We start from the raw sequence: 15,022 nt of genomic DNA, 5'->3' as shown, positions 1-15,022 counted from the left end.
TTGGCCGCCTGCTCGTACGGCCGGAAGGGCAGCACATCGGCCTTCATCAGCGTGACCGCCAGCCGATGACCATTACGCTGTGCGCCCGCCACGAAGGTCTGCCGGGCATCGTCGGTGTACCCCGTCTTACCGCCGAGCGCGCCGTCGTATTCGTAGAGCAGGTGGTTGTCATTGACGATGGGGAAGCCCGGATGATCCTTGTCCTCAGGGATTTTCGGATCCGCCGGGAAGCCCGGGAAGTCGAATTGCTCGGTGTGGATGAGCTCGGCGAACAGCGGAATCGTCATGGCGTCACGGAAGATCGCCGACAGATCGTAGGCCGAGGTGCTCATCCCCGGACCGTCCAGACCGGACGGGGTGGCGGCGCGAGTGTCCAAGGCGTGCAGGCGTTTCGCCATATCGTTCATCTTCGCCACGGTGGCCTCGTCCCCGCCGAGCTGCGTCGAGATGGCATGTGCCGCATCATTGCCCGAGGCCATGATGAGCGCGTGGAACAGCTGCGCATTGGTGTACTGCCCACCCGGCCCGATACCTACCCGGGTGCCGTCCGCATTGGCATCGTCCTGGGTGCCGATCACCGTCTTGTTCAGATCCAGCACCCGCAGCGACACATCCGCCAGCAGCACCTTGATGGTGGACGCGGGCCGATAGCGCCCGTGCGGATCCTTGGCCACCAGCACCTTGCCGGTATCCAGATCCGACACCACGAACCCGGTCGCGGAGATCCCCTCCGGCACCGGCGGCGCGCCCGCGGGCACGATCAGCCCGCACCCGCCGAGCTGATCGCCGCCGATCGCCGGGTCCGGGATCGGCAGCGGCGAGGGCGCGGAATCACCCGGCTCGGGCACCTCGGAGGCGTCGATGGGCGGCGGGGGAGCGGTCTTGTTCGGGCAGCCGTCGGTATTCGGGGTGGTGAACGGCGTGGTCGTGGTGCTGCTCGGCGCCTGCGCCGTCGCCGCGCCCGGTAGCGGCGCGTACGCCGCGCCAGCCACCGCGGTGAGCCCGGCCACGAGTGCGGCAGCGGTGATCAGCGAGAGGCGATGCCTGCGGCCGGGGGGACTGGGGTCTTGGCGCGAAAGCCTGCGAATGCTCATCGCCCACGAGCTTAAAGGCGCAACCTGTGCACAGCCCGGGAAGGCAAGGCGCGTCCCCGCAAGGCGGCTGCGGGGACGCTGAAAAGTTTTGGCCGCCGGTTATTCCGAGGTCTTGGCGACCGGGCAGCCGTGGGCGAGCGGGCCGAGCAACTTGTTGTTGTCGTAGAAGTGTTCCAGCTCGAGGATGCGCAGATCCTCGCTGACCTTGGCGATGGTGATGCCGGTCATCTCGATGAGCTCACCGGTCGGCTGGTGGCCCTGGTACTCGCCGGTGTATCGACCCCAGTGCCGCCATTTGAAGGTGACGGTCGGCGGGCCGGCCAGTACCTCCAGCACCTCCCAGAAGAAGCCGCCGGGGAAGGCGGTGTGGAAGATGTGGTGCGAGGACTCGAAGGTCTCGCCGCCCGGGTAGTACGGGTTGTCGCCGATCAGGATGTTGTAGGAGCCGATCCGCGCGAACTCCGCAGAGTCCTGCCAGGCGCCGCCGTTGACCCGGCCGCGGTAGTGCTCGGCCACCAGCGAGACCCAGGTGGCCGGATCCTTCTTGTGCGAGACCTCCATCTCGAAGACCTTCACCAGCTCTTCGACAATGAATTCCAGCGAATCCGGTGCGTGGTCGGTGGTGCGCTCGACCGGCATGACGGTGTGGCTGAGGTGGTAGTCAGGGGCTTCCTCGCGCCAGTCTTCCGGTGCGGCAGCGGCGATTACGGCTTCACGTCCTTGCAGATGCAATGGCGTTGTCACGGATTCTGTTGCTTGATCGGTCATTTGGTGCCTTACATCTCCAGACCCGTTGCGGGATCTGTTAATTCGTAACTGACCGGATGAAGTTAGCAGCGTTCCGAGTGGCTGTCGCGACAAGAGCTGGACACTAGTCCAACTATGCGCGGCCCGGTTGATGACATAACAAGTTTTGACAGAGTCTAGCAAATGGGAGAATCTGTCATTATCAAGTTGGAATCAACTGATTGGAACTGTCATGAATGAGCCAGGAGTGCGCCGCTGGCTGGCCCTGGGTGCCTTGGCACTCGCCATGCTGACCATCGGACTCGACGTCACCGTGCTGACCGTCGCGCTACCGACCCTCGCCGTCGACCTGCACGCCGATACCAGCGCGCTGCAGTGGTTCAGCAGTGCCTACACCCTCGCCCTCGCCGCGGTCATGCTCCCCGCGGGCGCCCTCGGCGACCGGTACGGCCGGAAGAAAATCCTGCTCGCCGCACTGCTGCTGTTCGGCGCGGCCTCCCTCGCCTGCGCCTTCGCGGCCTCCTCCGGGCAGCTCATCGCCGCTCGCGTCGTCCTCGGCATTGCCGCCGCGGCCATGATGCCGCTGTCCATGTCGGTGCTGCCCGGTCTCTTCCCCGATCCCACGGAACGGCAACGCGCACTGACCATCTGGATCACCTCCACCGCCATCGGACTCCCGCTCGGACCGATCGTGGGCGGCTGGCTGCTGCAGAACTTCTGGTGGGGTTCGGTATTCCTGCTGAACGTGCCGCTGGTCGTCATCGGCGCGACCGCGGTGGCGCTGCTGGTCCCGGAATCGCGCAGCGGCAGCACCTTCCGTATCGACCTGCGGGGCATCGTGCTCTCGGCGACCGGAATGCTCGGCCTCACTTACGGTTTCATCCGGCTCGGCCAGGAAGGCTGGGGCGACGGCTTGGGCTGGGCGGCCGTCGCGGCCGGGGTGGCGCTGCTCGGCGCGTTCATCCTGTGGCAGCGGCGCGCGGAGCATCCACTGGTGGATCTCGGCCTCTTCACCGCACCCGGATTCCGCTGGGGCACCGTCTATATGGTCATCATCAACTTCGCCATGTTCGGCCTGTTCTTCACCATGCCGCAGTACTTCCAATCGGTGCTCGGCACCGACACCCTGGGCAGCGGACTGCGCCTGCTGCCGCTCATCGGCGGACTGCTGGTCGGCACCCGGGTGGTGGACAAGCTACTGCCCAGAGCCGGAATGCGAGTGGTGCTGACCGCCGGATTCGCCTCCCTCACCCTCGGACTCGGGATGGCCGCGCTCATTACTGTGGACCGGCCCTACGGCTTCGCCGCCGCGGCCCTGGTGCTGGTCGGTATCGGCATGGGCTTCATCATGCCCGCCTCCATGGGGCTGGCCATGAGCGATCTCAGCGCCGACCGCGCGGGCTCCGGTTCGGCCCTGCTGCAAGCCCTGCGGCAGGCGGCCGGGACCATCGGCGTCGCCGTACTGGGCACCGTGCTGGCTACCCAATACCGTTCCAGCCTAGGCGATCTCAACCACGAACCGCTCTCCGACGGCGTCAATGCCGGGGTGGGCGCGGCGCGCGCGCTCGGTGAGCCGGCCGTACTCGCGCATGTCCGATCCGCGTTCGTCGACGGCATGAGCGTGATGATGTGGGTCTGCGCGGCCGTCGCGCTGGCGGCCACCGCATTGGCCCTCGTGCTCACCCGGAAGCGGCCGGTCGCAGCGGAGCTCGAGCCCGATGCTGCACAATCGATTCATGCCGGCTGAGTCGAAGCACGAAACGATCCCGGTCGGGGCCAAGCGCGCCCTGGCCGGGATCGGCCTGCGTGAACGCAAGAAGGAACGCACCCGACGCACCATCCGCACCGAGGCGTTCCGGCTGTTCCGGGAGCAGGGCTACAGCGAGACCACCGTCGAGCAGATTGCCGAGGCTGCCGATGTCTCGCCGAGCACGTTCTTCCGGTACTTCCCGTCCAAGGAAGAAGTGGTGCTCGCCGACGACCTGGATCCGGTCATGATCCGGGCCATCGAGCGGCAGCCGCTGGACATGTCGATCCTGGCTGCCATTCGCCAGTCCGTCATCGACGCTTTCGACGAAATCGATCCGGAGCTGCTCGCCTTCGAGCAGGAGCGGGTCGATATGGTCTATTCGATTCCCGAACTGCGGGGCGCGATGGCTCGGGAGTTCGAGCGCAATATCACCCTCATGTCCGGCCTGGTCGCCCACCGATTGGGCCGCAGCTCCGAGGATTTCGAGATCCGCGCACTGGTCGGCGCATTGACCGGAGCCATGTTCGGAATGTCCGGGGCATTCGGGGAATCCGGGCGGGTGCCCTTCGACAGGGATCTGATCGTGCGGGTCATCGACTTCCTCGCGGCCGGAATGCCGCTCTAGACAGGCTGTCCCGTCAGGCTCGCAACCACCTCATCGTCGACTGTGGCAAAGAAACCGCCCACCACATCCTCGATTTCGGTTATGGAGTCGGCGCAGTACAGCACCGGCTGATAGTGCGTGATGTCGTAGACGGCGGTGCCCATCTCCTGAATGTGCAACGGCCGCAACCGCGCATCGCGGAACTCCTCGATCTCACCGAACGAGGACAGCAATCCGGCTCCGTAACAACGGACTTCGCCGTGCTCGCGCACCACCCCGAACTCCATCGAGAACCAGAAGACATCGGCCAGGAATTTCAATGCCCGCTCGGAGGTGAGCCGGGCGACGGCCGCGCCCACCGTTTCGTACAGTGCGGCGAAGCGCGGACTCGCCAATTGATTGGCGTGGCCGAGGATTTCGTGGACCGCATCCGGCTCCGGCGTGTACAGCGGGGCGGAATGATGACGAATGTACTGGGTGGAATGGAAGATCCGATCCGCGAAGGATCCGAAGAACTCCCGCAGCGGCACCAGGCCCGCGGCGGGCGCGTAGCGGAAACCGGTGAGCGGGAACAGATTCGCTGTCACCTCGTCCAGCTGTGGGATGTGATCGGTGGGTAGCGCGAGCCGCTGTGCCGCCTCGATCACCTCGGTGCAGGCGTAGCGCTCACGCTTACGCGCCAATTCGGCGGAGATGATCCGCCATACTTGCTGTTCCTCGCCGGTGTATTCGATCTGCGGTACCGGCGCACCCGGCCGGTAGTCCAGGGCCAGGGCGGCGATCGCATTGCGGCGGGTTCGGTACAGCGGATCGTGCACGCCGGGATGCTCGTCGCTCAAATGCACCGTCACATCGCCGTCGGCCCCTGTGGTGACCGGTGAATACAGCTGCGCCTCGGTGAACATGCTTCGATGCAATCACCGCCTTGTGATTCAGACAACAAACACCCGCCCAGCTGGGCATATTGCGCAGTTGAGCGGGCGGTGCGGTGGCGATGACGGCCTGAAATGCCGGACCCACTATGCAGTCGGTGCGGCAGCGGGCATGGCGAAGGCCGCCTGCATTGCAGTGCAGGCGGCCTTCGGGCGGTGCTACCGGTGTCCGGGCCGGATCAGCGCGGGGCGTTGGCCGGATCGAGCAGGGTGGGGGTGCGGCCCTCGCGGTGCGCCTGGCGGGCGTCCTCGATGAACTCGCGGGTGAACAGTGCCGACAGGACGGCGATACCGCCGCGGTGGATGCGGAATTCGCCGCGGTTGCTGGTGCCGACCAGGCGGATGACGCGGCCCGAGACGTCCTTCGGGCAAGCGAAGTCCTTGACCCGGCCGCGACCGGTCCACTCCAGCTCGGACTGAACGATGACGGCGTCCTCGGGGACGAGCAGCTTGACCATGGCGTGGTCGAGGTCGGCGTGCACCACGATCTCGTCATCGCCCTCGATCAGCGGCGAGCGCAGGTCGATGACGACGCTGCCGTAGCGGGCCTTGACCTCGAAGTGGTTGGCGGCGGTCCAATCGCCGAGGCGCTTGGTGGTGCCGTGGTCGGTGTGGATGCGGGTGGTGGCGGTGGTGTTCATGTCGCTGCCTTTCGGGGCGGGTGGAGCGGGTCGGGTTCGCCTGCTCCTCAATAGTTGCACATGAACTAGTGTTAGTGCAACTAGTATTGGTAAATCTAGTTATCGGGAGCCCAGTAAGATGAGGTCATGACAGCATCGCCGCAGTTCAAACGGTCGCCAGTGGCGATGGCGCTGCTCGGCATCCTGCATATGGAGCCGATGCACCCCTACGCCATCCAGCGCCGCATCAAGGGTTGGGGCAAGGACAAGGTCGTCAATGTGGGGCAGCGAGCGGGGCTGTACAAGACCATCGCGCGCCTGCAGGACGCCGGACTGGTGGCGGTCCGCGAGACCGGCCGCGACCAGCAGTACCCCGAGCGCACCATTTACGAGATCACCGATGCCGGCCGTGCCGCCTTCGCCACCTGGCTGACCGAGATGATCGCGCAACCGCGCAATGAGTTCCCGGAATTCCCTGCGGCCCTGTCATTCCTGATGCTGCTCGGCCCGGACCAGGCGAAGGTGGAACTCGAGCGCCGCATTGTCGCGACGCGTGCCAGGATCGCCGAAATAGACTCCGACGCAGCGCAATCCGTGCCGCTCGGCCTACCTCGTATCGTCACACTGGAAGACGAATACCAGCGCACCGTCGCCGAGGCCGAACTCCGCTGGCTCGAAGCCGTGGTCGCCGACCTCGCGGCAGGCGCCTTCACCTGGTCGTGGGAATCGCTTGTGCCGCACGCGGATCAGTCGATCCGCGGCTGAAATACCCGGTAACGCAACAAAAAAGGCCGCCCGCATCGAAAGATGCGGGCGGCCTTCATGTTTCGGCTCAGAATTACCGGGTGAAGAGCAGTGCGCGCTTCACTTCCTGGATCGCCTTGGTGACCTCGATGCCACGGGGGCACGCGTCGGTGCAGTTGAAGGTGGTGCGGCAGCGCCACACACCCTCGACATCGTTCAGGATGTCCAGGCGCTCGCGGGCGCCCTCGTCGCGGCTGTCGAAGATGAAGCGGTGTGCGTTCACGATCGCGGCCGGGCCGAAATAGCTGCCGTCGCTCCAGTACACGGGGCAGGAGGTGGTGCAGCAGGCGCACAGGATGCACTTGGTGGTGTCATCGAAGCGGGCCCGGTCGTGCTGGGACTGGATGCGCTCCATGGTGGGCGCGTTACCCGTGGTCATCAGGTACGGCTTCACCGCCTTGAAGGCGTCGAAGAACGGCTCCATATCGACCACGAGGTCCTTCTCCACGGGCAGGCCGCGGATGGGCTCGACGGACATGGTGAGGTCCTTGCCGTTCTTCGGCAGCAGGTCCTTCATGAGCACCTTGCACGCCAGCCGGTTCACACCGTTGATGCGCATGGCGTCCGAACCACAGACGCCGTGGGCACACGAGCGCCGGAAGGTGAGCGTGCCGTCCAGATAGGACTTGATGTAGATCAGCACGTTCAGGAACCGGTCGGTCGGGAGCACGGGGACCTTGAACTCGTCCCAGTGATTGCCGAGGCCGTCCTCGGGATTGAAGCGCGCGATCTTGACCGTGATCATGACCGAGCCGGGGGGTACCGGAGCCGGCTTCTGCGGAGCCGCCTTGTCGAGTGTCGCAGTCATCAGTACTTACGCTCCATCGGCTCGTAGCGGGTCTGCACCACCGGCTTGTAGTCCAGGCGGATATCGGAGATCAACTCCGGACCCGTCTTGTAGGCCATGGTGTGGCGCATGTAGTTGGTGTCGTCCCGGTTCGGGTAGTCCTCGCGGGCGTGGCCGCCGCGCGATTCCTTGCGATTGAGCGCGCCGACCACGGTGACCTCGGCCAGCTCCAGCAGGAAGCCCAGCTCGAGGGCCTCGAGCAGATCGCTGTTGTAGCGCTTGCCCTTGTCCTGCACGGTGATCCGGGTGTACCGGTCCTTGAACTCGTGGATGTCGTTGAGGACCTGCTTGAGGGTGTCCTCGGTGCGGAACACGCCCGCATTGGCATCCATGGTGGCCTGCAGCTCGGTGCGGATGTCGGCCACGCGCTCGTTGCCGTGGTCGGACAGGATCAGCGCGAGCCAATCGGTGACCATCTGCGCCGGGTTCTCCGGCAGCTCCACGAACTCGCTGCGCTGCGCGTACTCGGCGGCGGCAATGCCCGCGCGGCGGCCGAACACATTGATGTCCAGCAGCGAGTTGGTGCCCAGTCGGTTGGAGCCGTGCACCGAGACGCACGCGCACTCGCCGGCGGCGTACAGGCCGGGGACCACATCGGTGTTGTTGGCCAGCACCTCGCCGCGAATGCGGGTCGGGATGCCGCCCATGACGTAGTGGCACGTCGGCATGACCGGCACCAGTTCGGTGACCGGGTCCACGCCCAGGTAGGTGCGCGCGAACTCGGTGATGTCGGGGAGCTTCTCCTCGAGCACGTCCGCGCCCAGGTGGGTCACGTCGATGTAGACGTAGTCCTTGTTCGGACCGGCGCCGCGACCCTCGGCCACCTCGAGCACCATCGAGCGGGCGACGATGTCACGCGGCGCGAGGTCCTTGATGGTGGGGGCGTACCGCTCCATGAATCGTTCGCCCGACGCGTTACGCAGAATGCCGCCCTCGCCGCGGACCGCCTCGGAGATGAGGATGCCCAGACCCGCGAGGCCTGTCGGATGGAACTGGTGGAACTCCATGTCCTCCAGCGGAAGTCCCTTGCGGAACACGATCGCCATGCCGTCACCGGTGAGGGTGTGCGCATTGGAGGTGGTCTTGTACATACGGCCCGAGCCGCCGGTCGCGAAGATGATCGACTTCGCGTGGAAGATGTGCAGATCGCCGGTGGCCAGCTCGTAGGCGACCACACCGGTCGCGACCGTGCCGCTCATCACCAGGTCGAGCACGTAGAACTCGTTGTAGAACTCCACGTCGTGCTTGACGCAGTTCTGGTACAGCGTCTGCAGGATCATGTGGCCGGTGCGGTCGGCGGCGTAGCACGCGCGCCGGACCGGGGCCTTGCCGTGGTCACGGGTGTGCCCGCCGAAGCGCCGCTGATCGATCTTGCCCTCGGGCGTGCGGTTGAACGGCAGGCCCATCTTCTCCAGGTCGAGCACGGCGTCGATGGCCTCCTTGGCCATGATCTCCGCGGCGTCCTGGTCGACCAGGTAGTCACCACCCTTGACGGTGTCGAAGGTGTGCCACTCCCAGTTGTCCTCTTCCACGTTCGCGAGCGCGGCGCACATGCCGCCCTGCGCCGCACCGGTGTGGCTGCGGGTCGGGTAGAGCTTGGTCAGGACAGCGGTGCGGACGCGGGGTCCGGACTCGATCGCCGCGCGCATACCTGCGCCACCGGCGCCGACGATGACGACGTCGTACCGGTGCTCCTGAATCGGTCGGGATTCACTCATCGGAGGCTGCCTGTTCCTAACTGATGTTGGGGTCGAAGGTGAAGATCACGTAGGTGCCGGTGACCATGACGAGAATCATGGACACGACCAGCGCGGCCTTCAGCCAGAAGCGGGTGGAGTCCTTGCGCGCGTAATCGTCGATGACGGTGCGCAGGCCGTTGCCGCCGTGCAGCTGTGCCAGCCACAGCATGGTCAGATCCCAGATCTGCCAGAACGGCGAGGCCCAGCGGCCGGCGACGAACGCGAAGTTCAGCCGGTGCACGCCGCCGTCCAGCATCAGCATGATCGTCATATGGCCGATGACCAGAACGACGAGCAGCAGGCCGGAGGCACGCATGAACAGCCACGCGTACTTCTCGAAGTTATTGCCACCCTGACGCCGCGGGGCGCGGGGCGCGTCCAGGCTGGCGGGGCGGTCGTAGGACTTACCGAGAACAGGTGCGGTCATCTCGAGGCTCAATTCGTCAGCAGGTAGAAGAGCTGGCGGCCGATCCCGGCGCCCGCGACAAGGATCCAGATCGTGAGCACGATCCAGAGCATCTGGCGCTGGTAGCGGGGCCCCTTCGACCAGAAGTCGACCAGGATGACGCGGATGCCGTTGAACGCGTGGAACAGCACGCAGACAACGAGACCCATCTCCATCAGGGCGACGAGCGGGTTCTTGTACGTCTCGATCGCCTTGTCGTACGTGTCCGGGCTGACGCGCACGAGCGCGGTGTCCAGGACATGGACGAACAGGAAGAAGAAGATCGTCACACCGGTGATGCGGTGGAGCGCCCAGGACCACATACCGGGGTCGCCTCGGTACAGGGTCCGCTTCGGCTTTGCCGGAGCTTCTAGCGTGGTCATAGAGTGCGGTGCCTCCAACGTCGTTGATGGACCCGGTCAGATCCGGCGCGGAGCCATTGGACTGTCGATAACACCAGCTCACAGCCGGAATCGCCGTCCGGTGGCAGTGCTGCAGGCCCGCAGTCGGGAACCTGAACCGATCTGTCGTGAACTCTAATCCCAGCCCCGTACCGGAACTAATTCGGCGTGCCGCTCGTTTGCCTGAAATATCCTGAGTTAGGTTTGCCTTTCCTGAGTTTTTGGACGCTGTCCGATGGCTTCTGCGCGGGTGCTCGCACGGGCATGGAAGGATGGTCCGATATGTCTGATATTGAGTGGAATCTCTTGCGAGGCAGCGCATTTGAAGTAATGCGAAATGCCTATGCGCCCTACTCCCGATTCCCCGTCGGAGCCGCTGCTCTCACCGTGGACGGGCGAATTGTGAGCGGCTGCAATGTGGAAAATATCTCATACGGTTTGGGCCTCTGCGCTGAATGTGTACTGGTCGGTAACTTGATTTCGTCCGGTGGCGGACGTCTGCGCGCGGTCTCCGTATGCGACTCCCGGGGCGAAATTCTGATGCCGTGCGGTCGCTGCAGGCAACTGCTCTTCGAACACGGGGGAGCGGACGCGCTGATCGACCACCGCGGCGAACCGGTCCCGCTGAGGACGCTGCTCCCGGACGCCTTCGGACCCGAGGATCTCGAAGCCGGACAGCAGTAACCGCTTCCCAGCGCGACACCCTTCGTCATCCCGGCATGTTTTGGCCGGGATCCACCCCGAAAAGTGTGGATCCCGGCGAAAAGCGCGCCGGGATGACGAAGGGGAGTGGGCATGCCAGGGTGGGGAAATGAGTGTGCACTCGGCTGTTGACGTAATCCGGGCGAAGCGCGACGGCGGGGAGCTCAGCGACGCGCAGATCGATTGGGTGGTGGACGCGTTCACCCGCGGTGAAGTCGCGGACGAGCAGATGTCGGCCCTGGCCATGGCGATTGTCTGGCGCGGTATGACGCGTCGCGAGACCGCCCGCTGGACCGCCGCCATGATCGACTCCGGAAAGCGCTTGGACTTCGGTGATCTGGTGCGGCCCACCGTGGACAAGCACTCCACCGGCGGTGTCGGCGACAAGATCACCCTGCCGCTGTCGCCGCTGGTCGCGGCCTGCGGAGCGTCGGTGCCACAGCTCTCCGGGCGCGGATTGGGCCATACCGGTGGCACATTGGACAAGCTCGAGGCGATTTCCGGCTGGCAGGCCGATATCTCGGTCGATCGCATGCGCGAGATCCTTGCCGACCCGACGGTCGGTGCGGTGGTCTGCGCCGCCGGAGCCGACCTCGCACCCGCCGACAAACGGCTCTACGCGCTGCGTGACGTGACCGGGACCGTCGAATCCATCCCCCTGATCGCAAGTTCCATCATGAGTAAGAAGATCGCCGAGGGGACCGGCGCGCTGGTCCTGGACGTGAAGGTCGGCCGCGGGGCATTCCTGAAGCAACTCGGCCAGGCGCGTGAATTGGCCACGGCCATGGTCGAACTCGGCACCGATGCGGGCGTGCGCACCGTGGCTCTGCTCACCGCCATGGACACCCCGCTCGGTCTGACCGCGGGCAATGCCCTCGAAGTCGCCGAATCGCTGGAGGTGCTGGCCGGTGGGGGACCGGCCGACGTCGTCGAGCTCACCCTCACCCTGGCCCGGGAAATGCTGGCCCAGGCCGGAATCGACGCCGACCCGGCCGAGGCCCTGGCCGACGGCCGCGCCATGGACCACTGGCGCGCGATGATCAGCGCCCAGGGCGGCGACCCCGATGCGCCGCTGCCCCGGGCGCGCCACACCGAAGTGGTGACGGCCCCGTCCTCCGGAACTCTCGCTCGCCTCGACGCTCTCGATATCGGCATAGCCGCGTGGCGCCTGGGCGCGGGCCGGGCGCGACAGGGCGACAGCGTGCAATTCGGCGCGGGCATCGAAATGCATGCCAAGCCCGGCGATACCGTCACGGCGGGCAGCCCCTTGCTCACCCTGCATACCGATACCCCGGAAGCCTTCCCCGCCGCCCTGGAAGCGCTTCGCGACGCCTTCGCCATCGGCACGGCTCCCGAGCCCGCTCCGCTGATCCTGGGCCGCATCACGGCCTGACCCAGGTTGTTCACAGGCTGTGAATCGAGGAGGGCGGACGCGCGGGGATCGGCCTAGCCTGGAAATCGTGAAACCTAGAAACTCTTTGCGATTACGAGCGTCGGTCGCGGCCTGTCTGAGCACCATCGCCCTCGGTGGATTCCTCCCGGCCGTCGCCTCCGCGCACTACGACACCACTCCGGCCCCGCCGACCACCAAGGGCGCGCCGCACCCGTATTACTCGAGCTGCGACCAGGTGCGGGCGGCCGGGAAGGCGCCACTGCTGGCCGGCCAGCCCGGGTATACGGGGTTCCTGGACCCGAAGGGCACGGGTGTGGCTTGCGGCTACTAGATCGCGGCGCCTACTAGGTGCTGTGTTCAATTAGGTGACAAACACAAGAAGTCCAGCAACGCGTGGGCAACGACACGCCTACCAGTAGGTGACACAGATCAACTGCTATGCCGCAGAACGGGAATGCGGCTACCGTTTCTACATGACTGGACCGACGCCCCTCACTCTCGCTTCGATCCGCCAGGCGCCGAAGGCGGTCCTGCACGATCACCTGGACGGTGGATTGCGACCGGCCACCGTGCTGGAGCTGGCTCGCGACTGCGGCTATGACCAGTTACCGGCTGGTGACGCCGAATCTCTCGGGGATTGGTTCCGGACCGCGGCGGACAGCGGGTCGCTGGAACGCTATCTGGAAACCTTCGCGCACACGGTCGCCGTCATGCAGACCCCCGAGGGCCTGCTGCGAGTGGCCCGCGAATGCGCCGAAGACCTCGCCGCCGACGGAGTCGTCTACGCGGAGGTGCGGTTCGCCCCGGAACAGCATCTGGAAAACGGTCTCACCCTGGACGAGGTCGTCGAATACACCCTCGCAGGATTCCGGGAGGGCGAGGTAATCGCCGCCGCGGCCGGTACGCCGATTCGGGTGGTCTGCCTGCTCACCGCCATGCGGCATGCCGCGCGCTCCCGCGAAATCGCCGAATTGACAGTGCGATTCCGGGATCTGGGCGTCGGCGGCTTCGATATCGCGGGCGCGGAGGCCGGATACCCTCCGACCCGGCACCTGGATGCCTTCGAGTACATGCGAGTCAATAACGCGCACTTCACGATTCACGCGGGTGAGGCATTCGGGTTGCCGTCCATCCATGAGGCCCTTGCCTTCTGCGGCTGCGACCGGCTCGGCCACGGCGTGCGCATCACCGACGACATCACCGACGGTCCGGACGGCCCCGTGCTCGGCCGGGTCGCGAATTACGTGCGGGACTTGCGAATTCCGCTGGAGCTGTGCCCGTCGTCGAATGTGCAGACCGGTGCGGTGCCGTCGCTGGACAAGCATCCGTTCGACGTGCTGGCGCGACTGCGCTTCCGGGTCACCGTCAATACCGACAACCGATTGATGAGCGATACCAGCATGAGCAACGAAATGCTCAAGCTGGCAGACACTTTCGGCTACGGCTGGAGTGATCTGGAACGGTTCACCATCAATGCCATGAAGTCGGCGTTCATCCCGTTCCCGGAACGCCTGCGCATCATCGACGAAGTCATCAAGCCCGGCTACGCGGTCATGCTCGGCTGACCGCGCTCGTCATCCCGGCATGTTTTCGGCCGGGATCCACACCCGCTGTACTCCAGCGGTTTTCAGTGGATCCCGGCCGAAGCGCGCCGGGATGACGGGGCGGCTGCCGATGATGGGGCGGTGCCTTTACTCCTTGGTGAGGCGCGCCTCGAAGGCATCCTCGAGGACCCGCCACGACGCCGACTCCGCCGCGAACGGCGGGTTCGGCGCCATCCGGCCCGGGTCCGGGTTGAGTAGATAGGAGACGTACCAGCCGAGCGGCGAGGACACGGCGAGCGCCTTCTCGACGCTGTCCTCCTCCGCGTAATCGGCGGCATCGGTGAACAATTCGACCGCGAGGTCGAGCTGATCGGTATCGACGGACTGCGGGCCCTGCGCCAGATCGTCGGCCAGGCCGGGCAGTACGTAGATGTTCTCCTCGTCCACCTCGACCTCCAGCGCACCGTCCACCGCGGAGGTCTGGATCTCGCTGTAGGTGCTCACCCGCACCAGATCGTGCTCGTGATCGTCGGCGAGGTAGCGGGCCAGGGCGCGCTCGGACGGGAACACCGAGATGGCGCCGTCCTTGCCGAGGAAGATCGGCTCGTCGTCCACGTAGCAGCGCAGCGTGAACCAGGTGCCCTCACCGGTGATGATCTTGACCGGGTCGATGCCGACCTCGTGCCAGAACGAGAGCTCCTCGTCCTCTTCTTCGTCCTCGTCTTCCGCATTGAGGTCGACGGTCTCGATATCCTCGTCGTTGTCCGCCACATCCTCGGCGTCCACGATGTTCTCTTCCGCCGCAAGCAGTTCGGCCTCGGCGACGGCCACCGCATCGGCATCGACGTCCGGGATCTCCACCACCGAGTCGATGGCGTCGAGCACGGCGTCCCAGTCCTTGTTGATGGCCGCGCCGATCTGGTCCCACAGCTCCTGGCCCTCTTTACCGGCGAAGGCGCTGACGCCGCCCGGCAGTGCGCCCAGCACCGGATGCGATCCGAAGAACTTGGTCACGGCGTCGAGTTCGCACACGTCACCGATATTGCGGACCATCTCGAGGGTCTCCTCGAGCTCGGAGATGATCTCCGGATCCGGTTCGTCGGCCGCGAGCTCCGGCACGCCGACAAGATCGAAGACGAACTGCTCCTCCGGCTCCAGTTCGGCCGCCGACAAACCGGCGATGATCTTCCACGCGGGATGATCCACCAGATCGTTTTCGGCATTGGTACGGATGAACGCGGCCAGCTCCGCTACGGAGTCGAAACCGTAGAGGTCTTCCTCGTGGCCGAGGAATGCCTGCCACTCATCGTCGCCGTCTCGCCAGCGTGGCGCCCACAGGGTGACGAGATCGCCTTTGGTAAGTCCGAGCGCGATCGGGACGATGTCTCCAGAAGCCATGA

The 15,022-nt window shown here is 65.6% G+C and carries 16 protein-coding genes; 7 read left to right on the top strand and 9 right to left on the bottom strand.

The genetic code is table 11. The annotated features are described in order from the left end of the window. Together JWN03_RS14565 and JWN03_RS14560 are read right to left on the bottom strand one after the other, a co-directional pair. Positions 1-1,094 (bottom strand): D-alanyl-D-alanine carboxypeptidase (locus JWN03_RS14565; RefSeq protein ID WP_297614651.1); only part of this gene is annotated, 1,094 nt, incomplete at its 3' end. 99 nt (positions 1,095-1,193) lie between these two features. Further along, the gene (locus tag JWN03_RS14560; protein ID WP_297614649.1) at positions 1,194-1,838 is read right to left on the bottom strand and encodes an ester cyclase; all 645 of its coding nucleotides are present in this window, start codon (positions 1,836-1,838) and stop codon (positions 1,194-1,196) included. Between the two features lie 235 nt (positions 1,839-2,073). On the opposite strand from JWN03_RS14560, the gene JWN03_RS14555 reads away from it, so the two are divergent. Next, the gene (locus JWN03_RS14555) at positions 2,074-3,588 is read left to right on the top strand and encodes an MFS transporter (protein WP_297614647.1); all 1,515 of its coding nucleotides are present in this window, start codon (positions 2,074-2,076) and stop codon (positions 3,586-3,588) included. After that, positions 3,578-4,216 (top strand): TetR family transcriptional regulator, encoded by a 639-nt coding sequence (locus JWN03_RS14550; RefSeq protein ID WP_297614645.1) that lies wholly within the window; start codon positions 3,578-3,580, stop codon positions 4,214-4,216. Before JWN03_RS14555 ends, JWN03_RS14550 begins: the two co-directional genes overlap by 11 nt. Here JWN03_RS14550 and JWN03_RS14545 read toward each other — a convergent pair. Both JWN03_RS14545 and JWN03_RS14540 read right to left on the bottom strand, forming a co-directional pair. Then, entirely contained in the window at positions 4,213-5,100 is an 888-nt protein-coding gene (locus JWN03_RS14545; RefSeq protein WP_297614643.1) for a phenylalanine 4-monooxygenase, read from the bottom strand. The genes JWN03_RS14550 and JWN03_RS14545 overlap by 4 nt on opposite strands. A gap of 206 nt (positions 5,101-5,306) precedes the next feature. Next, positions 5,307-5,768, bottom strand: coding sequence for a hypothetical protein (locus JWN03_RS14540; protein ID WP_297614641.1), 462 nt, complete (start codon positions 5,766-5,768; stop codon positions 5,307-5,309). A gap of 126 nt (positions 5,769-5,894) precedes the next feature. Here JWN03_RS14540 and JWN03_RS14535 point away from each other — a divergent pair, with 126 nt between their 5' ends. Then, positions 5,895-6,512: a PadR family transcriptional regulator gene (locus JWN03_RS14535; protein ID WP_297614639.1), complete on the top strand. Its 618-nt coding sequence runs from the start codon at positions 5,895-5,897 to the stop codon at positions 6,510-6,512. A 73-nt stretch (positions 6,513-6,585) separates the two neighbouring features. On the opposite strand, the gene JWN03_RS14530 is transcribed toward JWN03_RS14535, so the two are convergent. Genes JWN03_RS14530 through sdhC form a run of 4 tightly spaced genes read right to left on the bottom strand, consistent with a single transcriptional unit; the run spans position 6,586 to position 9,965 of the window. Continuing rightward, a complete protein-coding gene (locus JWN03_RS14530) occupies positions 6,586-7,359 on the bottom strand; it encodes a succinate dehydrogenase iron-sulfur subunit (RefSeq protein ID WP_297614637.1) in 774 nt (257 codons plus the stop codon). Further along, positions 7,359-9,116: a succinate dehydrogenase flavoprotein subunit gene (gene sdhA, locus JWN03_RS14525; protein ID WP_297614635.1), complete on the bottom strand. Its 1,758-nt coding sequence runs from the start codon at positions 9,114-9,116 to the stop codon at positions 7,359-7,361. The genes JWN03_RS14530 and sdhA overlap by 1 nt, the downstream gene beginning before the upstream one ends. A 16-nt stretch (positions 9,117-9,132) precedes the next feature. Continuing rightward, a complete protein-coding gene (locus tag JWN03_RS14520; protein ID WP_297614633.1) occupies positions 9,133-9,564 on the bottom strand; it encodes a succinate dehydrogenase hydrophobic membrane anchor subunit in 432 nt (143 codons plus the stop codon). A gap of 8 nt (positions 9,565-9,572) precedes the next feature. Beyond that, the gene (gene sdhC / locus JWN03_RS14515; RefSeq protein ID WP_297614631.1) at positions 9,573-9,965 is read right to left on the bottom strand and encodes a succinate dehydrogenase, cytochrome b556 subunit; all 393 of its coding nucleotides are present in this window, start codon (positions 9,963-9,965) and stop codon (positions 9,573-9,575) included. A gap of 300 nt (positions 9,966-10,265) precedes the next feature. On the opposite strand from sdhC, the gene JWN03_RS14510 reads away from it, so the two are divergent. The 4 genes from JWN03_RS14510 (at position 10,266) to JWN03_RS14495 (ending at position 13,643) form a co-directional block, all read left to right on the top strand. Further along, positions 10,266-10,667, top strand: coding sequence for a cytidine deaminase (locus JWN03_RS14510; protein ID WP_297614666.1), 402 nt, complete (start codon positions 10,266-10,268; stop codon positions 10,665-10,667). A gap of 133 nt (positions 10,668-10,800) precedes the next feature. Next, positions 10,801-12,078 (top strand): thymidine phosphorylase, encoded by a 1,278-nt coding sequence (locus JWN03_RS14505; protein WP_297614664.1) that lies wholly within the window; start codon positions 10,801-10,803, stop codon positions 12,076-12,078. Between the two features lie 67 nt (positions 12,079-12,145). Continuing rightward, on the top strand, positions 12,146-12,409 hold the full coding sequence (locus JWN03_RS14500; protein ID WP_297614629.1) for an excalibur calcium-binding domain-containing protein: 264 nt from the start codon (positions 12,146-12,148) through the stop codon (positions 12,407-12,409). Positions 12,410-12,551: 142 nt separating this feature from the next. Beyond that, positions 12,552-13,643: an adenosine deaminase gene (locus JWN03_RS14495; RefSeq protein WP_297614627.1), complete on the top strand. Its 1,092-nt coding sequence runs from the start codon at positions 12,552-12,554 to the stop codon at positions 13,641-13,643. A 126-nt stretch (positions 13,644-13,769) separates the two neighbouring features. Here the strand turns inward: JWN03_RS14495 and JWN03_RS14490 are convergent, their stop codons facing one another. Beyond that, positions 13,770-15,020, bottom strand: coding sequence for a primosomal protein (locus JWN03_RS14490; RefSeq protein ID WP_297614625.1), 1,251 nt, complete (start codon positions 15,018-15,020; stop codon positions 13,770-13,772). Positions 15,021-15,022 lie beyond the last annotated feature (2 nt).

Source organism: Nocardia sp. (assembly GCF_025465275.1).
Lineage (GTDB): Bacteria > Actinomycetota > Actinomycetes > Mycobacteriales > Mycobacteriaceae > Nocardia.
The sequence above is the reverse complement of the archived record's forward strand: the minus strand, read 5'-3'. Positions and strand labels throughout refer to the sequence as shown.

What these genes read in the sequence shown, in the direction of transcription:
- JWN03_RS14555 (WP_297614647.1), top strand. Translation starts at nt 2,074, where the DNA reads ATGAATGAGCCAGGAGTGCGCCGCTGGCTGGCCCTGGGTGCCTTGGCA.
- JWN03_RS14550 (WP_297614645.1), top strand. Translation starts at nt 3,578, where the DNA reads ATGCCGGCTGAGTCGAAGCACGAAACGATCCCGGTCGGGGCCAAGCGC.
- JWN03_RS14545 (WP_297614643.1), bottom strand. Translation starts at nt 5,100, where the DNA reads ATGTTCACCGAGGCGCAGCTGTATTCACCGGTCACCACAGGGGCCGAC.
- JWN03_RS14540 (WP_297614641.1), bottom strand. Translation starts at nt 5,768, where the DNA reads ATGAACACCACCGCCACCACCCGCATCCACACCGACCACGGCACCACC.
- JWN03_RS14535 (WP_297614639.1), top strand. Translation starts at nt 5,895, where the DNA reads ATGACAGCATCGCCGCAGTTCAAACGGTCGCCAGTGGCGATGGCGCTG.
- JWN03_RS14530 (WP_297614637.1), bottom strand. Translation starts at nt 7,359, where the DNA reads ATGACTGCGACACTCGACAAGGCGGCTCCGCAGAAGCCGGCTCCGGTA.
- sdhA (WP_297614635.1), bottom strand. Translation starts at nt 9,116, where the DNA reads ATGAGTGAATCCCGACCGATTCAGGAGCACCGGTACGACGTCGTCATC.
- JWN03_RS14520 (WP_297614633.1), bottom strand. Translation starts at nt 9,564, where the DNA reads ATGACCGCACCTGTTCTCGGTAAGTCCTACGACCGCCCCGCCAGCCTG.
- sdhC (WP_297614631.1), bottom strand. Translation starts at nt 9,965, where the DNA reads ATGACCACGCTAGAAGCTCCGGCAAAGCCGAAGCGGACCCTGTACCGA.
- JWN03_RS14510 (WP_297614666.1), top strand. Translation starts at nt 10,266, where the DNA reads ATGTCTGATATTGAGTGGAATCTCTTGCGAGGCAGCGCATTTGAAGTA.
- JWN03_RS14495 (WP_297614627.1), top strand. Translation starts at nt 12,552, where the DNA reads ATGACTGGACCGACGCCCCTCACTCTCGCTTCGATCCGCCAGGCGCCG.
- JWN03_RS14490 (WP_297614625.1), bottom strand. Translation starts at nt 15,020, where the DNA reads ATGGCTTCTGGAGACATCGTCCCGATCGCGCTCGGACTTACCAAAGGC.